At 40.8% G+C, this 18,007-nt stretch carries 16 protein-coding genes; 5 read left to right on the top strand and 11 right to left on the bottom strand.

What is annotated here, in order from left to right; all coding sequences use genetic code 11:
• Window positions 1–13: 13 nt before the first annotated feature.
• From CSV80_RS13885 to CSV80_RS13870, 4 genes are all read right to left on the bottom strand, one after another.
• Window positions 14–700 carry a DNA alkylation repair protein gene (locus tag CSV80_RS13885; protein WP_099671225.1) on the bottom strand — a complete coding sequence of 229 codons (687 nt, stop codon included), beginning with the start codon at window positions 698–700 and terminating at the stop codon, window positions 14–16.
• A 24-nt stretch (window positions 701–724) separates the two neighbouring features.
• Entirely contained in the window at window positions 725–1,138 is a 414-nt protein-coding gene (locus CSV80_RS13880) for a CotY/CotZ family spore coat protein (protein ID WP_099671224.1), read from the bottom strand.
• Window positions 1,139–1,241: 103 nt separating this feature from the next.
• Window positions 1,242–2,261 carry a YheC/YheD family endospore coat-associated protein gene (locus CSV80_RS13875; RefSeq protein WP_099671223.1) on the bottom strand — a complete coding sequence of 340 codons (1,020 nt, stop codon included), beginning with the start codon at window positions 2,259–2,261 and terminating at the stop codon, window positions 1,242–1,244.
• A 6-nt stretch (window positions 2,262–2,267) separates the two neighbouring features.
• On the bottom strand, window positions 2,268–3,491 hold the full coding sequence (locus CSV80_RS13870; RefSeq protein ID WP_099671222.1) for an ATP-grasp domain-containing protein: 1,224 nt from the start codon (window positions 3,489–3,491) through the stop codon (window positions 2,268–2,270).
• 312 nt (window positions 3,492–3,803) lie between these two features.
• Here CSV80_RS13870 and CSV80_RS13865 point away from each other — a divergent pair, with 312 nt between their 5' ends.
• The 3 genes from CSV80_RS13865 to CSV80_RS13855 all read left to right on the top strand — a co-directional run bounded on the left by CSV80_RS13865 (window position 3,804) and on the right by CSV80_RS13855 (window position 7,494).
• On the top strand, window positions 3,804–5,204 hold the full coding sequence (locus CSV80_RS13865; RefSeq protein WP_099671221.1) for an FAD-binding oxidoreductase: 1,401 nt from the start codon (window positions 3,804–3,806) through the stop codon (window positions 5,202–5,204).
• Window positions 5,201–6,175, top strand: coding sequence for a bile acid:sodium symporter family protein (locus CSV80_RS13860; protein WP_099671220.1), 975 nt, complete (start codon window positions 5,201–5,203; stop codon window positions 6,173–6,175). Before CSV80_RS13865 ends, CSV80_RS13860 begins: the two co-directional genes overlap by 4 nt.
• A 182-nt stretch (window positions 6,176–6,357) precedes the next feature.
• Window positions 6,358–7,494, top strand: coding sequence for a CapA family protein (locus tag CSV80_RS13855; protein ID WP_099671219.1), 1,137 nt, complete (start codon window positions 6,358–6,360; stop codon window positions 7,492–7,494).
• A gap of 74 nt (window positions 7,495–7,568) precedes the next feature.
• On the opposite strand, the gene CSV80_RS13850 is transcribed toward CSV80_RS13855, so the two are convergent.
• Window positions 7,569–8,141: an SCO family protein gene (locus CSV80_RS13850; protein ID WP_099671218.1), complete on the bottom strand. Its 573-nt coding sequence runs from the start codon at window positions 8,139–8,141 to the stop codon at window positions 7,569–7,571.
• Window positions 8,142–8,488: 347 nt separating this feature from the next.
• On the opposite strand from CSV80_RS13850, the gene CSV80_RS13845 reads away from it, so the two are divergent.
• Together CSV80_RS13845 and CSV80_RS13840 are read left to right on the top strand one after the other, a co-directional pair.
• Window positions 8,489–9,292, top strand: a complete 804-nt coding sequence (locus CSV80_RS13845; protein ID WP_233201598.1) for a gluconate 2-dehydrogenase subunit 3 family protein — start codon at window positions 8,489–8,491, stop codon at window positions 9,290–9,292.
• A 26-nt stretch (window positions 9,293–9,318) separates the two neighbouring features.
• The gene (locus CSV80_RS13840; RefSeq protein ID WP_099671217.1) at window positions 9,319–11,073 is read left to right on the top strand and encodes a GMC family oxidoreductase; all 1,755 of its coding nucleotides are present in this window, start codon (window positions 9,319–9,321) and stop codon (window positions 11,071–11,073) included.
• Between the two features lie 89 nt (window positions 11,074–11,162).
• On the opposite strand, the gene CSV80_RS13835 is transcribed toward CSV80_RS13840, so the two are convergent.
• From CSV80_RS13835 to CSV80_RS13810, 6 genes are all read right to left on the bottom strand, one after another.
• Window positions 11,163–11,642, bottom strand: a complete 480-nt coding sequence (locus tag CSV80_RS13835) for an OsmC family protein (RefSeq protein WP_158231912.1) — start codon at window positions 11,640–11,642, stop codon at window positions 11,163–11,165.
• A gap of 545 nt (window positions 11,643–12,187) precedes the next feature.
• Complete coding sequence (locus tag CSV80_RS13830) at window positions 12,188–12,580, bottom strand: hypothetical protein (protein WP_099671215.1); 393 nt, start codon at window positions 12,578–12,580, stop codon at window positions 12,188–12,190.
• 450 nt (window positions 12,581–13,030) lie between these two features.
• Window positions 13,031–14,107 (bottom strand): S26 family signal peptidase, encoded by a 1,077-nt coding sequence (locus CSV80_RS13825; protein WP_099671214.1) that lies wholly within the window; start codon window positions 14,105–14,107, stop codon window positions 13,031–13,033.
• Window positions 14,100–14,600, bottom strand: coding sequence for a sigma-70 family RNA polymerase sigma factor (locus CSV80_RS13820; RefSeq protein WP_099671213.1), 501 nt, complete (start codon window positions 14,598–14,600; stop codon window positions 14,100–14,102). The genes CSV80_RS13825 and CSV80_RS13820 overlap by 8 nt, the downstream gene beginning before the upstream one ends.
• Window positions 14,601–14,619: 19 nt before the next feature.
• A complete protein-coding gene (locus CSV80_RS13815; RefSeq protein ID WP_099671212.1) occupies window positions 14,620–15,909 on the bottom strand; it encodes a polysaccharide deacetylase family protein in 1,290 nt (429 codons plus the stop codon).
• 195 nt (window positions 15,910–16,104) lie between these two features.
• Window positions 16,105–17,700 carry a long-chain-fatty-acid--CoA ligase gene (locus CSV80_RS13810; protein WP_099671860.1) on the bottom strand — a complete coding sequence of 532 codons (1,596 nt, stop codon included), beginning with the start codon at window positions 17,698–17,700 and terminating at the stop codon, window positions 16,105–16,107.
• Window positions 17,701–18,007: the final 307 nt, after the last annotated feature.

Genomic DNA, 18,007 nt, shown 5'->3' with positions numbered 1-18,007 from the left:
GACTAGGCTTTTGTTAACGCCTTTTCATACTCCGAATCACTTTTTTCATATCTTGCTCCACACGTGTCGACTCTGTGATTTTCTGTAACGCTTTATTATACGTAAACAAATCCAATGAATTCTCCTCTGCCAAATAATCCATTGTTTTGTCAGGCAGCTTTACAAAACAAATAGACAACGCCCAAGCAACCGCCATTTTGACGTAGTATCCTTCATGTTCCACACGATCTAGCAAACCGAGTACTCTATCGATATAGTCGGGCTCACTATAATAAATAAGCAACATGACAATTCCGAAGCGCAGTTCATACTCTTTCTCAGAATCCATATATGGTTGGAGGAATGACCAAACACGTTCTTTATTGTGCTTGGTCACTTTTAACCCCGAACAAAAACTATCGCAAACGGACCAATTATCTATTTTCTGGACAAATTTCGCTACGTACATCAAAAGCTCTTCCAAGTCCGCTTTCACGTAACCTATGACCAAGCCTTGTAACATCACTTCTTCAAAATACTCATCATTCGCCGTCTGTAGATACAACCGCCAATCATCTTTCGCGATCTCTTTTGCGAGTTTACGGAGCTCTGGCATACGCACTCCAAGTATATGATTGACATTCGGAATGAGTGCTGATGAAAACTTCTGATAGTCGGAATCCATTCGTTCAACTAGTTGTTTTCTAATGATCTTGTGCATATCGTATCACCTTTAAATTTATATTTATTTTTTCGGCTCAATAGTAGGTAGTTTTTTATCAACTAGCTTAGGGGAAAATGGTGTGATTGTGCAAAAACAATTGACATTAACTATGATACAGCTTTTGGTCTTCTTGAGGGAGTACAATTCTTCGCAGGAGTCCACTGGATTTCCTTCCAAATCGACTGGCTCTAGTAAGGTTAAAGTTGCACAGCATGTATCTATATCGAGCTTTTCCAATCTAAAATATGGGGTCTTTATACAATGATAATGGGCGCTGAATGGTTTGTGTAATTCACAATCATGAAGTGTAAAGGGGATCGTATCGTAGAGAGGAAACGAACAGACATATTGAAATCCATGACAAAATTTCCCCATCAGTTCTTGCTCTTCCAGCAATTTTTTCATCTCCACACACATCACACTTGGTTTATTCATTTATACCCTTCCCTTCCTATATACCTATCTACTATATATATGACAACGCTGAAAGATGGGTTAGGTGCGGTCAAGCATAAATTAGTAATTGTTGGAATACACATCAGGTAGTTTTATTCTGTTTCGCAACATACACTGCATAAGGAAGTAGGTTCTTTGCTACATCAAAAACAATTTCGTCATTTCCCGGTCTCCAATTCACTTCGAATATCCAGAGCTTATTATTTTCATCGACACCAATATCAATCCCGAGCTCATCAAATTCCACATCGAATGTACTCTCAAATTCATTAGTGAATCGGTCAGCAAACTTTTCTAAAGTCTGTCTCATATTCCTTCGTTCATCGCCGAATTCTCTTTCTAGAAATGACCTCAATACCCCCATACTACCACCACGCGAAATATTACTAGTCACTCGATCCATTGTGCCGATACGAGGATAAATAAGCGAAATCAACCATTTACCCTCCGCGTCCTTTTGAACATGTAGTCTAAAATCATACGGATTTCCATCTTTTGTTCGACAGGATATATATGGCTGGACTAAATAGGCTTGCTCACTGATTACGTCTTGAAGATCGGAAATAAGTTGTTTTCGATTTGTGGTTGTCTTCTCTGTATCAACTATCTTATGAAACTGCTCGCCATCTTGCTCGATAAACCAAATCCCCCTTCCCTGACTGCCGGATACTGGTTTAATCATCACTTTTTTATATTTCGTCAATGCTTTTAACACAACGTCAGGTTGTTCGACCCGTACGGATGGAATTAAATAATCCTCAAATTCTGGCATTTTACTAATCCTTCTATAAACACTCATTTTATTGCCGACAGAGTGTGAAGTAAAAGGGATCATATCACTTAATTTTGTGTATACGTCGATTTCCTCATCGGTTTTCATCGCACATGCATTGTAAATGACGTCTGGAAACAATAAGTCTTTTTGAATCCACTCGCCCTGTTCATATACATAACCTGAAATTACTTTTTTCTTAAAATTCACGTTACGTGGTGAAAAATAGTAAAAATTTACTCCTTCCATTTTAGCAACAGCTGCCCAAGCGAAAGCTTTCTTTACTTTGCTCGGGTGTTTCTTTGAATGCAACATCCCCACTGTAATCATCTGCGCTCACTCCTCATCAGTTTCTATATAAAACTTAATATTCTTCGCTGCTTGCAAGGCGTTTCGTTTCGCTTTTGATGCTGAATCACCGGAAGCTATGACATAGCCATATCGATTTCCCATCGAAATAGGTGGTGTCATGAATGTGCCTTTTCGCGGCTTCACGTAGACTTCCCGCACTCCTTCATTCTTCATTGCATTATTTTTTCCTGTTACTTTCAATAACGTGCCATAAGCATTCACGGTAATATAGTGCGTATAAATATGATTTTCGTGCCTTCTTTTTAAATTTACTTCTTCACCTATAAATAGCTTCAATGTCTCTTCCATCAAATTAATTCCATACGCCTCTTCTATCATGCGATTCATGGCACCACCCGATATTCTCGGATTCAACTCAATCAACTTCCAGGTATCCCTGACATATCGTAGTTCAAGGTGACAAGCTACATTTTTCGCTCCAAGATCCTTGCAAATGGATTCCACTGTTTTAAAAAGCTTGGCATATAAGCTTTTCTCTAATGATAGTTGAATATCATAACCTGTAATGATGAACTTCAGATCTTTTTGAATATCCTGTTTTATCACCGCAATTAAATGAAGCTTCCCGTTCACCACTACTAATTCTACTAAATACTGCGGGCCATCCAAATACTCTTCGATCACAATTTGCTGGGCAGGATGGACTTTCAACATACTCTTCATAACACGCGTCATTTCCTCTTGATTATCAACTAGATACACATCTCTTGATGCCTTTGAAAGTGGCGACTTGATAATGAGAGGGAATATCTCTTGCTCGCTGATGAATTGTTTCAAATCTGTCGACGGTTCAAAAATGCTGAATTTTGGTGTCGCTTCGTTTTTAGCTAATGCGGTTCTAGTTAACACTTTATCCTCCATTTTCAGATAAGCATCAACGGAAATTTTTGAATAACAAAATTCATTCGCAAGATGGGCAGCCATCGATACAAATGGATCTACGAAACTGAAAATTCCTCTCAACTTCATTCCCGACTTTTGTAATTCATGAATCTGTTGTCGAATTATCTCTTCTGTTATGCCGTCAACGTGAATCATTTGTGTAACTTCCGGAAATTCCTTTCTTTGTTCGAGATACTTCTTATTCTGGGTTAACAACACCGTGGCATAGCCTATCCTTTCTGCAGCCTTTATGGCCTCCCTGCTCGAACCACTCTTCGTGGTTTCCACAAACAAAATAGTATCCATTTCACACTCTCCTTAGCTAAAGCCTGTTGATCATTTGTATAGGTTAATGAAAATACAAACAAAACAGTCACTTAATCTGGCGTTCTTCTATTCATATGAAAGGTTACAGCTAGTCAGATAGGCCTCGAACATGCGTAAGTATAGTTTTTATGCCTGTTAAACTTTGAATAAAAAAAGTAAATTAAGCAAATGATCATTGAATTGTTCAGATTAGTAAGTATAATAGTATAATGTCCTGTATAATAGTTTAAAAATTCTAATCAGTAGAACTACTTTCAACAAAACTAATTCACCATTAAGGGGAGATCAACTATGACAGCGACTACTGAAAAAATCGTCCAGTCTTTACAAGAAGTTTTAGCCAAAGAACAAGTGACCATTAATGAAACCGTGCGCGAACTTCACGGCAAAGATGAGTCCTACCATACAATGAAATTACCTGATATCGTCGTATTCCCTTCTTGTACTGAAGATGTAAGCAAGATTATGCGCGTATCCAAGGAGCTAAATGTAGCTGTCATTCCATTCGGACTGGGCTCGAGCCTAGAAGGTAGTGTCATTCCAGATAATGGTGGAATCACCATAGACTTTTCAAACATGAACGCCATTCTAGACGTACGTGCGGAAGATTTCCTCGTGACTGTACAGCCAGGTGTCACGCGTACTCAATTAAATAAAGAATTGAAGAAACATGGTTTGTTCTTCTCTGTTGATCCAGGGGCAGACGCGACACTTGGGGGCATGGCAGCAACGAATGCTAGTGGCACGACATCCGTCAAATACGGCGTGATGCGTGATCAAGTACGTGACCTTGAAGTAGTAACAGCAGACGGAACAGTCATACATACAGGAAATAAAGCGGCTAAGTCTGCATCTGGCCTTCATTTGAACGGATTATTCGTTGGTTCGGAAGGTACTCTCGGGTGCTTCACCGAGCTGACATTACGCGTCTATGGTATTCCTGAATTTACAACTGCAGCTCGTGCTTCTTTCCCGACTGTCAAGGATGCAGTAGAAGCAGTTGTTTCGATCTTACAAGCAGGCGTTCCAATCGCGCGTGTTGAATTAGTCGATGAATCCTCGATGCGTCAAGTAAATATCTTCAGCGAAACGAATTATCAAGAACAGCCGACACTATTCCTTGAATTTCATGGCAATGAAGCGGGACTTCAACAAGACGTCGAATTTACGAAAGAAATCGTGGCGGATCACCACTGTGAACATATCGAATTCGAAACAGACAATGCGGAACGAAATCGACTGTGGGAAGCACGCCACAATCTGGCATACGCTTATATCCACGGGAATCCTGGTAAAAAATTAATGGTTACAGACGTCTGTCTGCCGATTTCAGAACTAGCTGAAGCTGTCAATCATGCGCGCGAGGTAGTCGAGTCGCTTGAAATGCCTGGAGGAATTGTCGGCCATGTAGGCGATGGCAACTTCCACGTCTTGCTGATGATGGATATGAATGATCCAGCAGAACTAGCGAAAGCCGACGAATTAAATGAAAAGATCGTTCACTACGCACTTGAACGTGGCGGGACTTGCACAGGAGAGCACGGCGTCGGAATTGGCAAACAGAAATACCAGCAGCAAGAACATGGTCCCGCACTTCTCGTTATGCAGAAAATTAAACAGGCTCTTGATCCTGATAACTTGCTCAATCCAAATAAAATTTTTCACGTTGAATCCGAGGTGAACGAACTATGAAAGCACTTGAAGCAATCGGCTCTATCGCAGGAAAGTACTTTGCCTTTTGGGTCATCCTAGTCGCCGTGATCGCGTTCATGTTCCCTACTCCTTTTCTCGGATTGGGTGCATACATCACGATTTTACTCGGCGTTGTTATGTTTGGAATGGGATTGACGTTACGAGCAGTGGACTTCAAAATCATTTTGACAAATCCGCTACCCGTGATCATTGGTGTAGCGGCACAGTTTGTCGTTATGCCGTTGGTTGCATTCGGTCTTGCCTATTTATTGAAGCTGCCACCTGAACTAGCAGCCGGTCTGGTATTGCTTGGATCCGTTCCGGGGGGTACTGCTTCAAACGTTATGGTCTATCTAGCAAAAGGGAATCTCGCATTATCAGTGGCGATGACATCCCTTTCTACTTTATTGGCACCACTTGTCACGCCACTATTATTACTATGGTTAGCTGGCCAATGGTTGCCAGTCGATGCGTTATCGATGTTCAAATCGATTGTACAAGTCATCATTATTCCGATTGCACTAGGTTTACTCATTCAACGATTCTTCCCTAGGGCGGTTGCCAAAAGTGTATCCATCGTCCCGATCATTTCGGTTGTCGCGATCCTTATTATTGTTGCTGCGGTCACTTCTGCAAATGCAGGCAACGTCGTGAGCTCAGGTTTCATCGTATTTATCGCTGTGTTCTTGCATAACGGTATCGGATTACTTCTCGGTTATTTGATTGCACTTGGACTTGGATTGAACGAAAACGACAGACGGGCCATTTCACTCGAAGTCGGCATGCAAAACTCAGGTCTTGGTGTAGCACTCGCTACTGCTCACTTCGGTCCACTTGCCGCACTGCCAAGCGTATGGGGTGCGATCTGGCATAATATCTCTGGTCCAATACTTGCGACGATCTGGTCGAAGAAGCCGACTACGAATGTCGAAGAACAGAAAGTCCTGATTCAAGCAAAAGCAAATTTATAATAAGAAGAAAACGTCAGGCCTCGATATCGTTGTCGAAGTTTGGCGTTTTATATATAAAAAAGTAGATTAAATTATTTTCTTATTATTATTTGCAAATTTAATTGTTTACTATTCTTTTAGTGTGCTATCGTTAGTTTTGGAGATTTACAAAGAATAGTAATTGTAGATATGGAGAGATTAGCGTGAAGAAGAAATGGCTCGTTGTATCTTTGGCCTTTGTTTGGATTATAGGTGGCGTAATTTTATGGAACGACTGGAATGATAGAGAACGTGCATTATCAGCCAATGCGGATAGAAAAGCTCCGAAAGTTACTGCACAGGATCCGTCTAAAAAAGTGACTGAAGTCGAACCAGATCAAAAACTAGAAGAAACGATTATCAATACGGCGACAATCGGTATGGTTGGCGATGTATTATTGCATAATCCAATTTACACGTATCCTAACTTTGATTTTGCATTCGAAGCAGTAAAAGAGAAAATGGCAAGTATTGATTTTCTCTTGGCAAACCAGGAATCTATGCCTGGCGGTGCCGAACTTGGATTATCTACCTATCCAAAGTTCAACAGTCCAAAACACATACTACCCGCTTTACAAAATGTTGGAGTCGACATGGTTACATACGCCAACAATCATACATTTGATAAAGGTGAAATAGGCGTACGCAAGGCGATTGAACATGCGCAAGAATACGGCATGCAGTATGTAGGCGCGTATGAATCATTTAAAGACCGCAAGACTCAACGGATTGTCGAAGTCAACGGTATCAAAATCGGAGTGCTCGCCTATACGTACGGCACAAATGTAGAACTAGACTTGCGTGATAAAGAATACTTAGTCAACTACATCGATCGTGAACGGATGGAAAATGAAATTCAGCAAATGAAACCTATGGTAGACGTTACAATCGTATCTCTGCACTGGGGTCCTGAGTATCAATTGGATACGTCGGATGATCAAGCAGAACTTGCGCAATTCGTTTCGGATGCGGGTGCTGATGTACTGTTCGGGCATCACCCACATGTCTTACAACGCTACGGAGAAGTGGGTAATACCAAAGTGTTCTTCTCACTTGGTAATTTCTATTCTGCCCAACCGTTCGACTATACGAACTTCGGCGGAATAGCAAGACTATCTGTAACGAAAGAACAAACAGGTAATCAAAAGACTGTAACTATCGAAGATCCACGCTTCTTACCGACTGGCGTCATTAAAGATCAAGAGAAACGATTTAAAGTCGTCCCTCTTCATGAAGCCAATTCAACCATTTATTACAATGAAGAATGGGTAGAAAACCATGTCGGTGTACCGAAATGGTAACTAGATAAAGCAAAATAACGCCTTTCTAATCACTTGATTAGAAAGGCGTTATGTTTTTATTGAAAAACATCTTATTATTTACCTAACACTGTCTTAACATCTTCTATCAACAATTCATTTTCGGTCGCTGTTAGACCATCGTATCTTTTCACAATTTCACCATCAGGATTAACTAAATAAAAATAATAGCTATGCGCACGTTGATCTAAAGCTCCACTTTCCAATATAGAAAGGAATGTGTTTCTAGATATTTCTTGAATGGTTTCAAAATCATAGCCTGTCAAAAAACTCATCGTACTAAGATCCGCTCCAAAATCTGCAGCATAATTCCTTAATACATCTGGTGTATCATTTTCAGGATCTATACCGAACGAGACAATACGGGGTTCCAAACCTTCTTCTTTTAATCTTTCTTGAACATCGACCATATTAGCGGTCGTTCTTGGGCATACTGTAATGCAGTTTGTATAGGAGAAGTAGGCAATCCACCAATCGCCCTTTAAATCCTTCAAGCCAAGCGGTTCATTATCCTGTGTAGTGAATTCAAAGTCTGGGATTGTTTCAGACATATTCGTTTCAATCTTCTTATTGCAGCCGCTTAGAATAAGAATTGTCGTAAATAAAATAACCGCAATTTTCACTTTCATTAAGATCCTCCCTTTTTTAGTATGTCGCAATAAATAAAGTGATGTTCTACAACTAACTTCTGTCTATTATTGCTCATTTTTTCATTAATTGATCTCATGTCTTAAATGATTGTATCATTTTTATTCCAACTTATCGTACTTGACCTGTTTAGTCGAATCAACTACATACCGACACTGTACAACAGTCTACTACTTCTTCACTTACTATTTCAAAAAACTCAATAAAAAATGACGATTGAATATGTTGTTGTCTAAATATGATAAATATAGGTAAGAATAAATAGGACGCTTTATGTGAAACTCACAATGTTCAGTAAAAAAGCTTTTACTTATAAGGAGGGGTTAGAGTGGCAGATCAACAACCACCCAAAGACGTAAATGGGAAGTCGCAACACGAGCAAGATATGGGTCGAAGAAATTTTCTGAAAAACACTGGACTTGTAGCGGGTGGACTCGTCGGTGGGTCTCTTTTCGGAGGTTTAATTTCTGGCGGTTTGGATAAGAAAAATGAGAATACACCTCAAAATGATAGCACTAAAGGTATCGAAGTAACACAAGCTCGTCAATTCTTCACGCGTCATCAAGATTTCAAAGTATTAAATGCAGCGACAGAACTAGTCTTCCCCGAGGACGATCTCGGTCCTGGTGCCATTAAGTTAGGAGTACCCTATTATATTGACAAACAACTAGCTGGACGCTGGGGCGTCAATGCATACGATTATCGACACGCTCCATACGCTATTGATTTGAAGGAAGTCGATCAAACGGCAGGACCAGGCGGTGAACAATCGATTTTGGATCGCGGCATGATCTTCTTGCTAGGACTACGTAAAATAGACGAAGAAAGTCAAAAGCGTTTTGATGTCACTTTTGACCAAGCAACCGAAGAGCAACAAATCGAAATCATGACGGACGTCGAGGCAAACAACGTGAAGATGAGAGGTGTAAAAGCTTCTGAGTTTTTCATTTTATTAAAACAAGCGACATTAGAAGGCGCTTATTGTGATCCATTGTACGGAGGCAATATCAATATGGAAGGCTGGAAAATGAAAGAGTTTCCGGGCGCAGTGGCTTCCTACGCTAATTATATTGAATCAGACGAATTTGCCAAACTGGATCCCGTCAGTCTAAGAGATTACCAAGGGCACTAAAATAGAAACGGTGAGGAGGATATGCAATGGTAAAAAAACTTAAAAAAGTAGATGCAGTCATCGTGGGGTCAGGGTGGGTCGGTGGAATTGCAGCGGCTGAACTAACAAAAGCAGGATATAATGTGGTCATATTAGAACGAGGTAAAAATAAAAAGCATGAAGACTTTATCGGTACGAAAGACGAATTACGCTATTCTAAACGCTATGAACTCATGCAAGAATTGAATAAAGACACGATTACTTCACGTAACTCCATAAACAAAGAAGCCATACCGGTTCGGAATAATATGAACGCACGTCTCGGAAACCATACTGGTGGAGCAGGTGTTCACTGGAATGGAATGTCTTTCCGTTGGATGCCGTATGATTTTGAAATTTATAGTAAGACTGTAGAGCGTTATGGTAAAGATAAAATCCCGAAAGAATCGACGATGCAAGATTGGGGCATTACATACGATGAGCTCGAGCCGTATTTTGATCAATATGAAAAAACAGCAGCCATCTCAGGTGAAGAAAACCCACTTGGTGCTCCACGGTCCGATAAGTATCCGAATCCACCAATGAAGGAAACGCCGAATATCCGTCTGTTCACCAAGGCAGCAAAAGCACTCGGTTACCATCCATATCGTATCCCTTCTGCTAACGCTTCACAAACGTACACCAATCCAGACGGTGAAACGATCAACGGTTGCGTATACTGTGCCTTTTGTGAAGAATATGGTTGTGACTTTGGAGCGAAAGCGGATCCGATCGGTACGGTGCTCAAGACGGCACATAAAACGGGAAAGATGGAGATTCGCAATGATGCGTTCGTTAATCGAGTAAGCCACAACGGAAAGAAAGCGAACGGGTTAGTCTATACCGATACAACGACTGGTGAAGAATTCGAACAACCAGCAGATATCGTAGTACTTGCAGGTTTCGTCTTTACGAACACAAAGCTGTTGTTACATTCTAAAATCGGACAGCCTTACGACCCGAAAACAGGACAAGGTATGATCGGCAAGAACTTCACAGGTCACTTCAACAACTTGTCAACGTATATCGGTGCACGTGGATTCTTTGAAGATAAAAAATTCAACAACTTCATGGGTGCTGGCGGAATGGGTTCTTCAATTGGCGACTTCAGTGGAGACAATGAAGATCATACAAACCTCAACTACTTGCATGGCTATGAAGTACACTACAGTCAGCTTGGCTCACGACCTATCGCCAATAACGCAGTGCCATATGATACACCTGGTTGGGGTAAAGAATTTAAAAAGAATTCGATAAAATATTATAACCGCAACCTATTTATCACTGCACAGTCTGGCTTCTTGCCAAACAAGAATTCGTATATGGATTTGGATCCAACATATAAAGACGCACTAGGCAATCCACTTCTTCGTGTCACGGTGGAATATGCAAAACAAGACATCGAACGTGCGAAAGCAGGAGTCGCACGTTGTGAAGAGATTATGAAAGAAATGGGCGCAGACAAAATGAACGTCGATGTAGTAAAAGACGATACTGTATTCGACCATAAATTCTATACGGATCACTTCTTCGGTGGTGCGATCATGGGAGCTTCTCCTGAAAACTCCGCAGTTAACACCTACTCTCAAATGTGGGACATGGAAAACCTATTCGTTGTAGGCGGATCTTCATTCCCTCATACAGGTAACTACAACCCAACCGTTACGATTGGCGCATTCGCATATCGTGCAGCTGAAGGAATGATTAAGTTCTTAAAAGAAGGCGGCAATGTGGCGGTTACACCACTTGAAAAGAACGCTTAATTTTGGATAAATAAATATGCCATCACCTTATCTGAATGGACAAGGCGATGGCATATCTTTATGTCTGAATAAATCTTTGCTCAATTATTTCACTTAATATGCAATGTAACGTCTTCCTTTAAACTAGAAAGAATTGGTGAACGTTCAATTGCAATAGCCGCGATCTCTGCCAGTTGTCCTTTATTCGTAGTCGACTCAGCAGATAACACGATCATCGGCTTCATAATACCGCTATTGCCGCTTTTAATCCCTAAAAATGGCGCTTTATCGCATACTCCAGTAAATACAATTTCCGCTCTGTCTACAGTTACTCCCTGATTATACGCTTCTAAATGGAATGTAACCCCGAAACTAGTAGTGGCCGCAGCGATTAATAATTCAATCGGCATGACTTGTTTTTCTCCTGGCTTTGCAATACCTTCCAGATTAATCTCCTGCAGATCTTTCGTTTCGAGAAACATCATTTCCCCTACTACATACTGGCAAGTCCCCTGCCATTCACTGATTGCGAGTGACGGATCTTGCTCTATCAATTTCTTCATTTCATTCATAATTTTTGTAGTACTCATTTTCAATGCCTCCAGATTATTCTTATGGTGTCTATTATACATGTACAACGTCTATTTGCTAATTAGAGGTGTATTTCCGTTGCCACACACTTTTCTCATGGGAAAATTCATTTCTATTTCCAGCGTTAAGTACAGTGCCTAAACTCATGATGTTTTGATCGTTAACCAATATCCTCTCTACCTATAGTATTACCCCCACCAAGACTGTAGCTTATCTCATGTGTCGTAGACGTCTCCCCCTTTGCACACTATATAGAGTCAAAAAGAAAAAAGAATACAGGGTGTGGAAATATTTTTTCCACACGTATTCATTTTTTTGTAGTTTGTTTAAGTTCTTAGGTTATTGCTAGTAACAAAACTATCCCATAGAGTAGAACAAAACCCTCCATTGAGGCGACTATTTTTACCCACTCGTCGTTCCAATATGAACAGTCACACACCCTATTTTGCTAGTTAATAATTTTATCAATAAAAACAGTAGACAAATTGCATTAAAAATTTGTCTACTGTTTAAATTTTTCTTTATTTTTTTATTACTTTACACTTTATTTTTCAAACATACTCTCAATCAGATCTTCCATATCCTCTGCAGCATGCAGTTCTTTCGACTGAAGGGCATCCAGCTCACCGCTCTCCATCGCTTCCACGCTAAACTTCTCCGTCTTCTCTTCTACACAGTTGACGAATACTGTATAGGCTTCTTTGAGTTCATTGCCTTCCGTTTCAAACGCATTCGGAACTTCCAATGCATTCATATCGGCCAGAATCTGCTTGAACTCTTCTACTTTCTGCAACCATTGTTCTTTCATTGCTGGTATATCCAGCTCTTGTTTTGAAATGAATTCTTCGGAAATGCCTTCATACTCTTCTGACGCTATGATCAAGCGTTCGTGTAATCCAATGATTTTCTGTAAGTACTCTTTTCTGCTGAGTGCCATCGTATCATCTCCTTGTATGAGTATACATATTTAGTATTTCATCATGTAACTCCCAATGCAAGCAAGAGCGTATGAAGAATTTCTCTTACTTCTTGAAGATGAACTGTTTTCACTCACTACCCCTACAACAGACTTCGGATTCAAAATATAGTTCCTGCGCGACGTAGAGTAGAACGGTCTTTTTATCTTTCAGTTAGACTCTACATAAACGGCTATGTATAAACACCAGACCGACCCTATATAGCGAGCGGTTGGTTGACGGCTTATGCAAAACAGCTGCCGGTCTGGTATCTTTCTATTTCTTACTTCGATCATGCTTCCCATTGTTCTTACGTAATCAAACCAGGCTGGCTCTATAAGCGAGCGGTTGGTTGACGGCTTGTGCTGAACAGGTGCCATCCTGGTTTGCGTGATAGTTTTGGCATCACCTCCTTTACAGCATATACTCCATCATTTTTCCACTATCCATTGTCCAGAGCTTGTATCCCTTCCCATAGTGAACACTTGCTCCACGACACCTTCACGTCCATATTGATAACGTATTTCCACTTTGTCATCGGCAATCGGAATAGCCTTACGATAGGCTGCTTCAAGGAATAGCTCTCCAATTCGGCTCGATTGTGCGAATACTGAGGACTCAGGTAGTTTCTCCAATCCCGTAAGCTGATCATATAAATATAGGTCAAAATACTGTTCAGGTGTATAGTCGCTCTTGAGTTGATCTGTCAGATAATCTATATAGATCGATTCGGTTTTTTCTTCGGTTGCCACGCCAATCAGTTTGCCGTAAATCTTGTGTACAGGCGTAACAGTCGCCCCTTGTACAGTATCTTTTGCCGGGAAATGGTTCAATAATAAATATTCCCGGGCGTTCAACAGTTGATCATATCCTCCAGCAATTGTGACGTTTTGTTCCTTATACTGATCCATCAATTCGGATGATAACTGGTTGCCGTTGATATTCAACTTGCCATCTTTTAATACCACACGATCTCCAGGGACTGCAACAACTTCATAATAGACACCTGTATACGTCGGTAAGTGACTATTCGTATTCGTAAATGTCCGTACGATGTCGCCTGGTTTATAAACGGAGGCATCGTACAGATCCGCCTTACGTTCTATAACTGGGTGATACGTATCTGGGCTCCACTGGAGTGAAAAGGATTCATCATCTACGTACAATAGACCGTCCACTTTCTTCACTACAGGTAATGAAGAAAATTCTTCGTAATCAATATTCGATAACTGATCTTTCTTTTGTAAGGCAGAAATTAAAGCCATATCGTCAAGTGGGTCATAAGGCGTACCCGGACCTTGATCAGAAGATAGCTGATTGTCTGAAACTAGATTAAACACTAGCAACAAGGCGACTACCGGCAGTGCAGCCGTGACTAGCAACGCTTGCCAAGAAAACTGTCGCCTTCGCGAAGGTTGAAGGTTATCGTGCACACGCTGTTTGATTCGGCGTTCTTGTTCTGTTGTATCGCCCATCATTTGGTCGAGCTTTCGTTTAAAGTCATTCAAAGTCGTCTACCTCCTCATCTTCAAAAAATCCCTTCAATTGCAACTTCGCTCTGCGTAATCGAGTCTTGACGGTGTTTTCATTGAGCCCTAAAAATTCTGCGATATCTGCGATGGGTTGTTCATCATAATAATATAAAAGTAATGGCTCGCGATATTTCAGCGGCAATTGGAATAAGTGCTTTTCAAGTGATGCTAGTTGTTCCTGTTCGAGCAATTGTTCTTCAGAGCTTTTGGTCGATACAAAAATCGTTTCGAACACTACGTCTTTTTTATGCTTCCATGAGCGCAAATAATCTTTTGCACGATTAGCCGTCATTTTGGTTAAATACGTTTTAATAGAAGCTTCATTACGAAACTGATCACTTTTCTGGAAATACGTAACGAAGACTTCTTGCACGACGTCTTCCGCGGTTGACCAGTTTTTCACGTATAAATAAGCGATTCGTACTAAATAACGCGAATGCTCATTCATGATTTGATCCATTTCATTCATTTGGGCTAATCACTCTCTTCTATGGCCATATCATGTCTCCGTCAACATACGTTGCAAAATCCTTAAATGACCTTTTGTCTGTCATGCCAAAGCGGTTCACTTCATAATTAGACAATCCCATATTGGCATAACCTTCGACTGTTGTATAGCCAATCAGTAATCCTACTTCTTTAGCCGCCGCAATGAACTCTTCATTATATTGTCCATACGGGTAGGCGATAGAAACGGCTGAAGGTACGTGTTGCAAATTTGTATGCAAGTCTTCGATGATTTCTTCTTCCGTATGTTCGAAAACTAATCCTGCTCCGCTTTCTGTACCTAGTTCATGCAGTGCACATGTGTGGGCTTCGAACTGAAATACATCTTTCATTTCGTTTAGGTCTTCCACATTCAAATACTTTAATAGTCCTCCACCATCAAATGCCGGACCGTCTTTTTCTCTATCGATACGGGCAGAAATAATATGTTGTGGCGAAGTAAATCCATATTGTTTCAAGACGGGATAGGCATATTCTTTGGATGACAATAATCCATCATCAAATGTAATAACCAACGCTTTCTCCGGCACAATGAGTCGGCCCTCCAAGTAATCATACAACTGTTGTGAGGTCAATGTCGTAAATTGCTCATCTGCCAAATACGCCATTTGTTTTTTAAAGCTTTCGAGTGAAATCGTGCTCATCTCCGTCTTCATTTGTTTACGCGGTAATACTTGATGATAGAGCAGTACCGGTACCCCTTCATCCATCTTTACAGTCGACTTATGGATATACCCTGCCCGCTCACCCACTTTGATGAGATACCAGTCCTTTTCTTCCTGTATAACGGGGTAGCGATAGCCTTTTCTTAATTGGATCAAGACATCACTTTTAAGGTTTGCTTCTGTATACACAGGTGTTTGTTGGGCAGTTTTCACAGCGCCCAGTCGTTCGCTATGTACAGGAACTTTCAACACGTTCTTTTCTACCTTTGCCTGACCTTTACGAATGAAAGCTGGCATCTTGCCTACTCGAATTTCGTAATATTCCTCATCTTCTCCTATGAGCGCAACCGCTTGATTGGCTTGTAGTTCACCAATTCGGATGAGATTCTCTTGCTTCATATAAATGGGTTGGTCGTTTGTTAGCGTCAATACCTGTTCAAATTCTTTCTCTGTAATGAACGGTTTACTTTGTATAGTTTCTGCAAAAGCTGTAGCTGATTGCTCATGGAACAATGGTACTTCATTTAAATTCCACTTTGCTTCATTTCCCATTATAAATAACAGTAAGCTTGCAAGTACTAGCACACAGCTATATATTTTCTTCATGTGAATCCCCCTATTGTCATTTGCGCACCCTACAGACGGAGGATTCCAGAAAAAGTTTCAAAAGTTTTTTAAAAGTTTTTTGGAGATGATCGTTCTTAGTCAGAACCCGATTAACTTTTCTTGAATTCCTTTACTTTTTTACAATAAAAAGCACTCCTTCGCTCGTAGAAGAACGAAAGAATGCTAACCACTTGATTAATTCACTTTACGACCCGTTTTCCCTACCTTATCCCAGTAATCGTCGCGAATTTGTACTTTCAAGATCTTTCCTGACGCTGTTTTTGGAAGTTCTTCCACAAACGTCACGCCTGTCACCGCTTTAAAATGCGCTAAATTCGACCTCGTGAAGTCCATAATATCTTGCTTAGTCGCTACTGCACCGCTCCGCAATACGATATATGCATGCGGTGTTTCTCCCCACTTCTCATGCGGCACGGCAATGACTGCAGCGTCTAGAACAGCAGGATGATCATAAAGCACACCTTCGATTTCAATAGAAGAAATGTTTTCACCGCCACTGATGACGATGTCTTTCTTGCGGTCGACGATATTGACGTAGCCGTGCTCATCAATCGTCCCCATATCCCCCGTCATCATATAACCATCACGCAACACTTCATCAGTCGCCTCTTTATTCTTCCAGTAGCCTTTCATGACACCATGACTACGGACTGTGATTTCACCTGTCTGCTGACCATTCTTGGCTACTTCTTCTCCATAGTCGTCAACTAAACGGACATCTACACCAATCATCGAATAGCCTGCTTTGGCTTTTAACTGAAGCTGCTCTTCATCTGTTAAATGTTGGACAGTTGAGCGAATCGTAGAGAACAAACTTAATGGTGACGTTTCCGTCATACCGTATACTTGAATAAACTCCCAACCAAGTTCTTTTTCGACCCGTGAAATGAATGACGGCGGCGGTGCGGAGCCCGCAACAATTACTCGAATCTTATGATTGAACGTCGGCTTATGCTCTTCGCAATACTGAAAAATCAAATTCAATACAGCCGGTGCCATATGCAAGATCGTGACTTTATACTTTTGAATCGCTTCGATAATAGTCTGCGGTGACGTTTTGCGTAAGCAAACTTGAGAAGCTCCGTTCGCCGTATAATAAAATGGTGATCCCCATCCGTTCACATGGAACATCGGTAGCACATGCAGCAGCACATCGTCATCGGTCACACGCAAATGATGCATGGCACTCATAGCATGCAAATAGTTGTTCCGGTGCGTTAGCATAACCCCTTTCGGATTACCTGTTGTGCCACTCGTATAAAGTAAACTGCACACATCATCCTCTAGCACATCTGCCCGGTCAAACGATTCCGTAGAGAATGATTCAAGCCACACGTCATAATCTACTGTTTCCTCGTCATCCTGCTTATGATGAACAATAATTTTCTCTACCGTATCGAGCGAGTGCTCAATCGGTTTGATGAGATGATATAAATCCTGATCAACAAATAATAACTTCGACTCGCTATGATTTAAAATGAATACATAATCCTCAGGCTTCAATCGTGTATTTAACGGCACCATGACGCCGCCTACTTGATAGAGTCCATAAAATCCTTCAAGCATTTCAATAGAGTTTCCACATAAATACGCTACATGATTTCCCATTTCAATACCCAAGTCACATAACCCGCGTGACAACTGATTCACTCGACCGTTTAACTGCTCGTATGTAAAAGAACGACCTTCTTCTCCAAAAATCGCTTCCTTCCCCCCATACAACGTAACAGCACGATCTAGAAATTGCGTCAAAACTAATGGAACATTCATCTGCATACCTCCTCATTCTGTTCTATTACAATTGTATAGTAAACGCTTCCACTTTACTATATTTTCTAATATTTTAAAATTATTATAATCAATATTTTAGTAAAAACATTCTTCTACCGGTATTTTCATCTATATAATCTGTAGGTTGTTACAAGTAAATCCAACAAAAAAGGAGGCTGGGACATAACTATCTCACCTCGTTTCCCTGCACTCCGAAAGGCACGCTTTCCGAGGGGCGTGGCTTGAGCCAAGCGAACAACGAAGGGTTCGCTTTGCCGTATTTCTGTGTACTTTGCAGAAATTAAGG

The sequence above is a fragment of the Sporosarcina sp. P12(2017) genome (assembly GCF_002743035.1).
GTDB classification, from domain to species: Bacteria; Bacillota; Bacilli; order Bacillales_A; family Planococcaceae; genus Sporosarcina; species Sporosarcina ureae.
The sequence above is the reverse complement of the archived record's forward strand: the minus strand, read 5'-3'. Positions and strand labels throughout refer to the sequence as shown.

Excerpts from the sequence above, each read along its gene's own strand:
- CSV80_RS13885 (WP_099671225.1), bottom strand. The coding sequence starts at position 700 with ATGCACAAGATCATTAGAAAACAACTAGTTGAACGAATGGATTCCGAC.
- CSV80_RS13880 (WP_099671224.1), bottom strand. The coding sequence starts at position 1,138 with ATGAATAAACCAAGTGTGATGTGTGTGGAGATGAAAAAATTGCTGGAA.
- CSV80_RS13875 (WP_099671223.1), bottom strand. The coding sequence starts at position 2,261 with ATGATTACAGTGGGGATGTTGCATTCAAAGAAACACCCGAGCAAAGTA.
- CSV80_RS13870 (WP_099671222.1), bottom strand. The coding sequence starts at position 3,491 with ATGGATACTATTTTGTTTGTGGAAACCACGAAGAGTGGTTCGAGCAGG.
- CSV80_RS13865 (WP_099671221.1), top strand. The coding sequence starts at position 3,804 with ATGACAGCGACTACTGAAAAAATCGTCCAGTCTTTACAAGAAGTTTTA.
- CSV80_RS13860 (WP_099671220.1), top strand. The coding sequence starts at position 5,201 with ATGAAAGCACTTGAAGCAATCGGCTCTATCGCAGGAAAGTACTTTGCC.
- CSV80_RS13850 (WP_099671218.1), bottom strand. The coding sequence starts at position 8,141 with ATGAAAGTGAAAATTGCGGTTATTTTATTTACGACAATTCTTATTCTA.
- CSV80_RS13840 (WP_099671217.1), top strand. The coding sequence starts at position 9,319 with ATGGTAAAAAAACTTAAAAAAGTAGATGCAGTCATCGTGGGGTCAGGG.
- CSV80_RS13835 (WP_158231912.1), bottom strand. The coding sequence starts at position 11,642 with ATGAGTACTACAAAAATTATGAATGAAATGAAGAAATTGATAGAGCAA.
- CSV80_RS13830 (WP_099671215.1), bottom strand. The coding sequence starts at position 12,580 with ATGGCACTCAGCAGAAAAGAGTACTTACAGAAAATCATTGGATTACAC.
- CSV80_RS13820 (WP_099671213.1), bottom strand. The coding sequence starts at position 14,600 with ATGAATGAAATGGATCAAATCATGAATGAGCATTCGCGTTATTTAGTA.
- CSV80_RS13815 (WP_099671212.1), bottom strand. The coding sequence starts at position 15,909 with ATGAAGAAAATATATAGCTGTGTGCTAGTACTTGCAAGCTTACTGTTA.
- CSV80_RS13810 (WP_099671860.1), bottom strand. The coding sequence starts at position 17,700 with ATGAATGTTCCATTAGTTTTGACGCAATTTCTAGATCGTGCTGTTACG.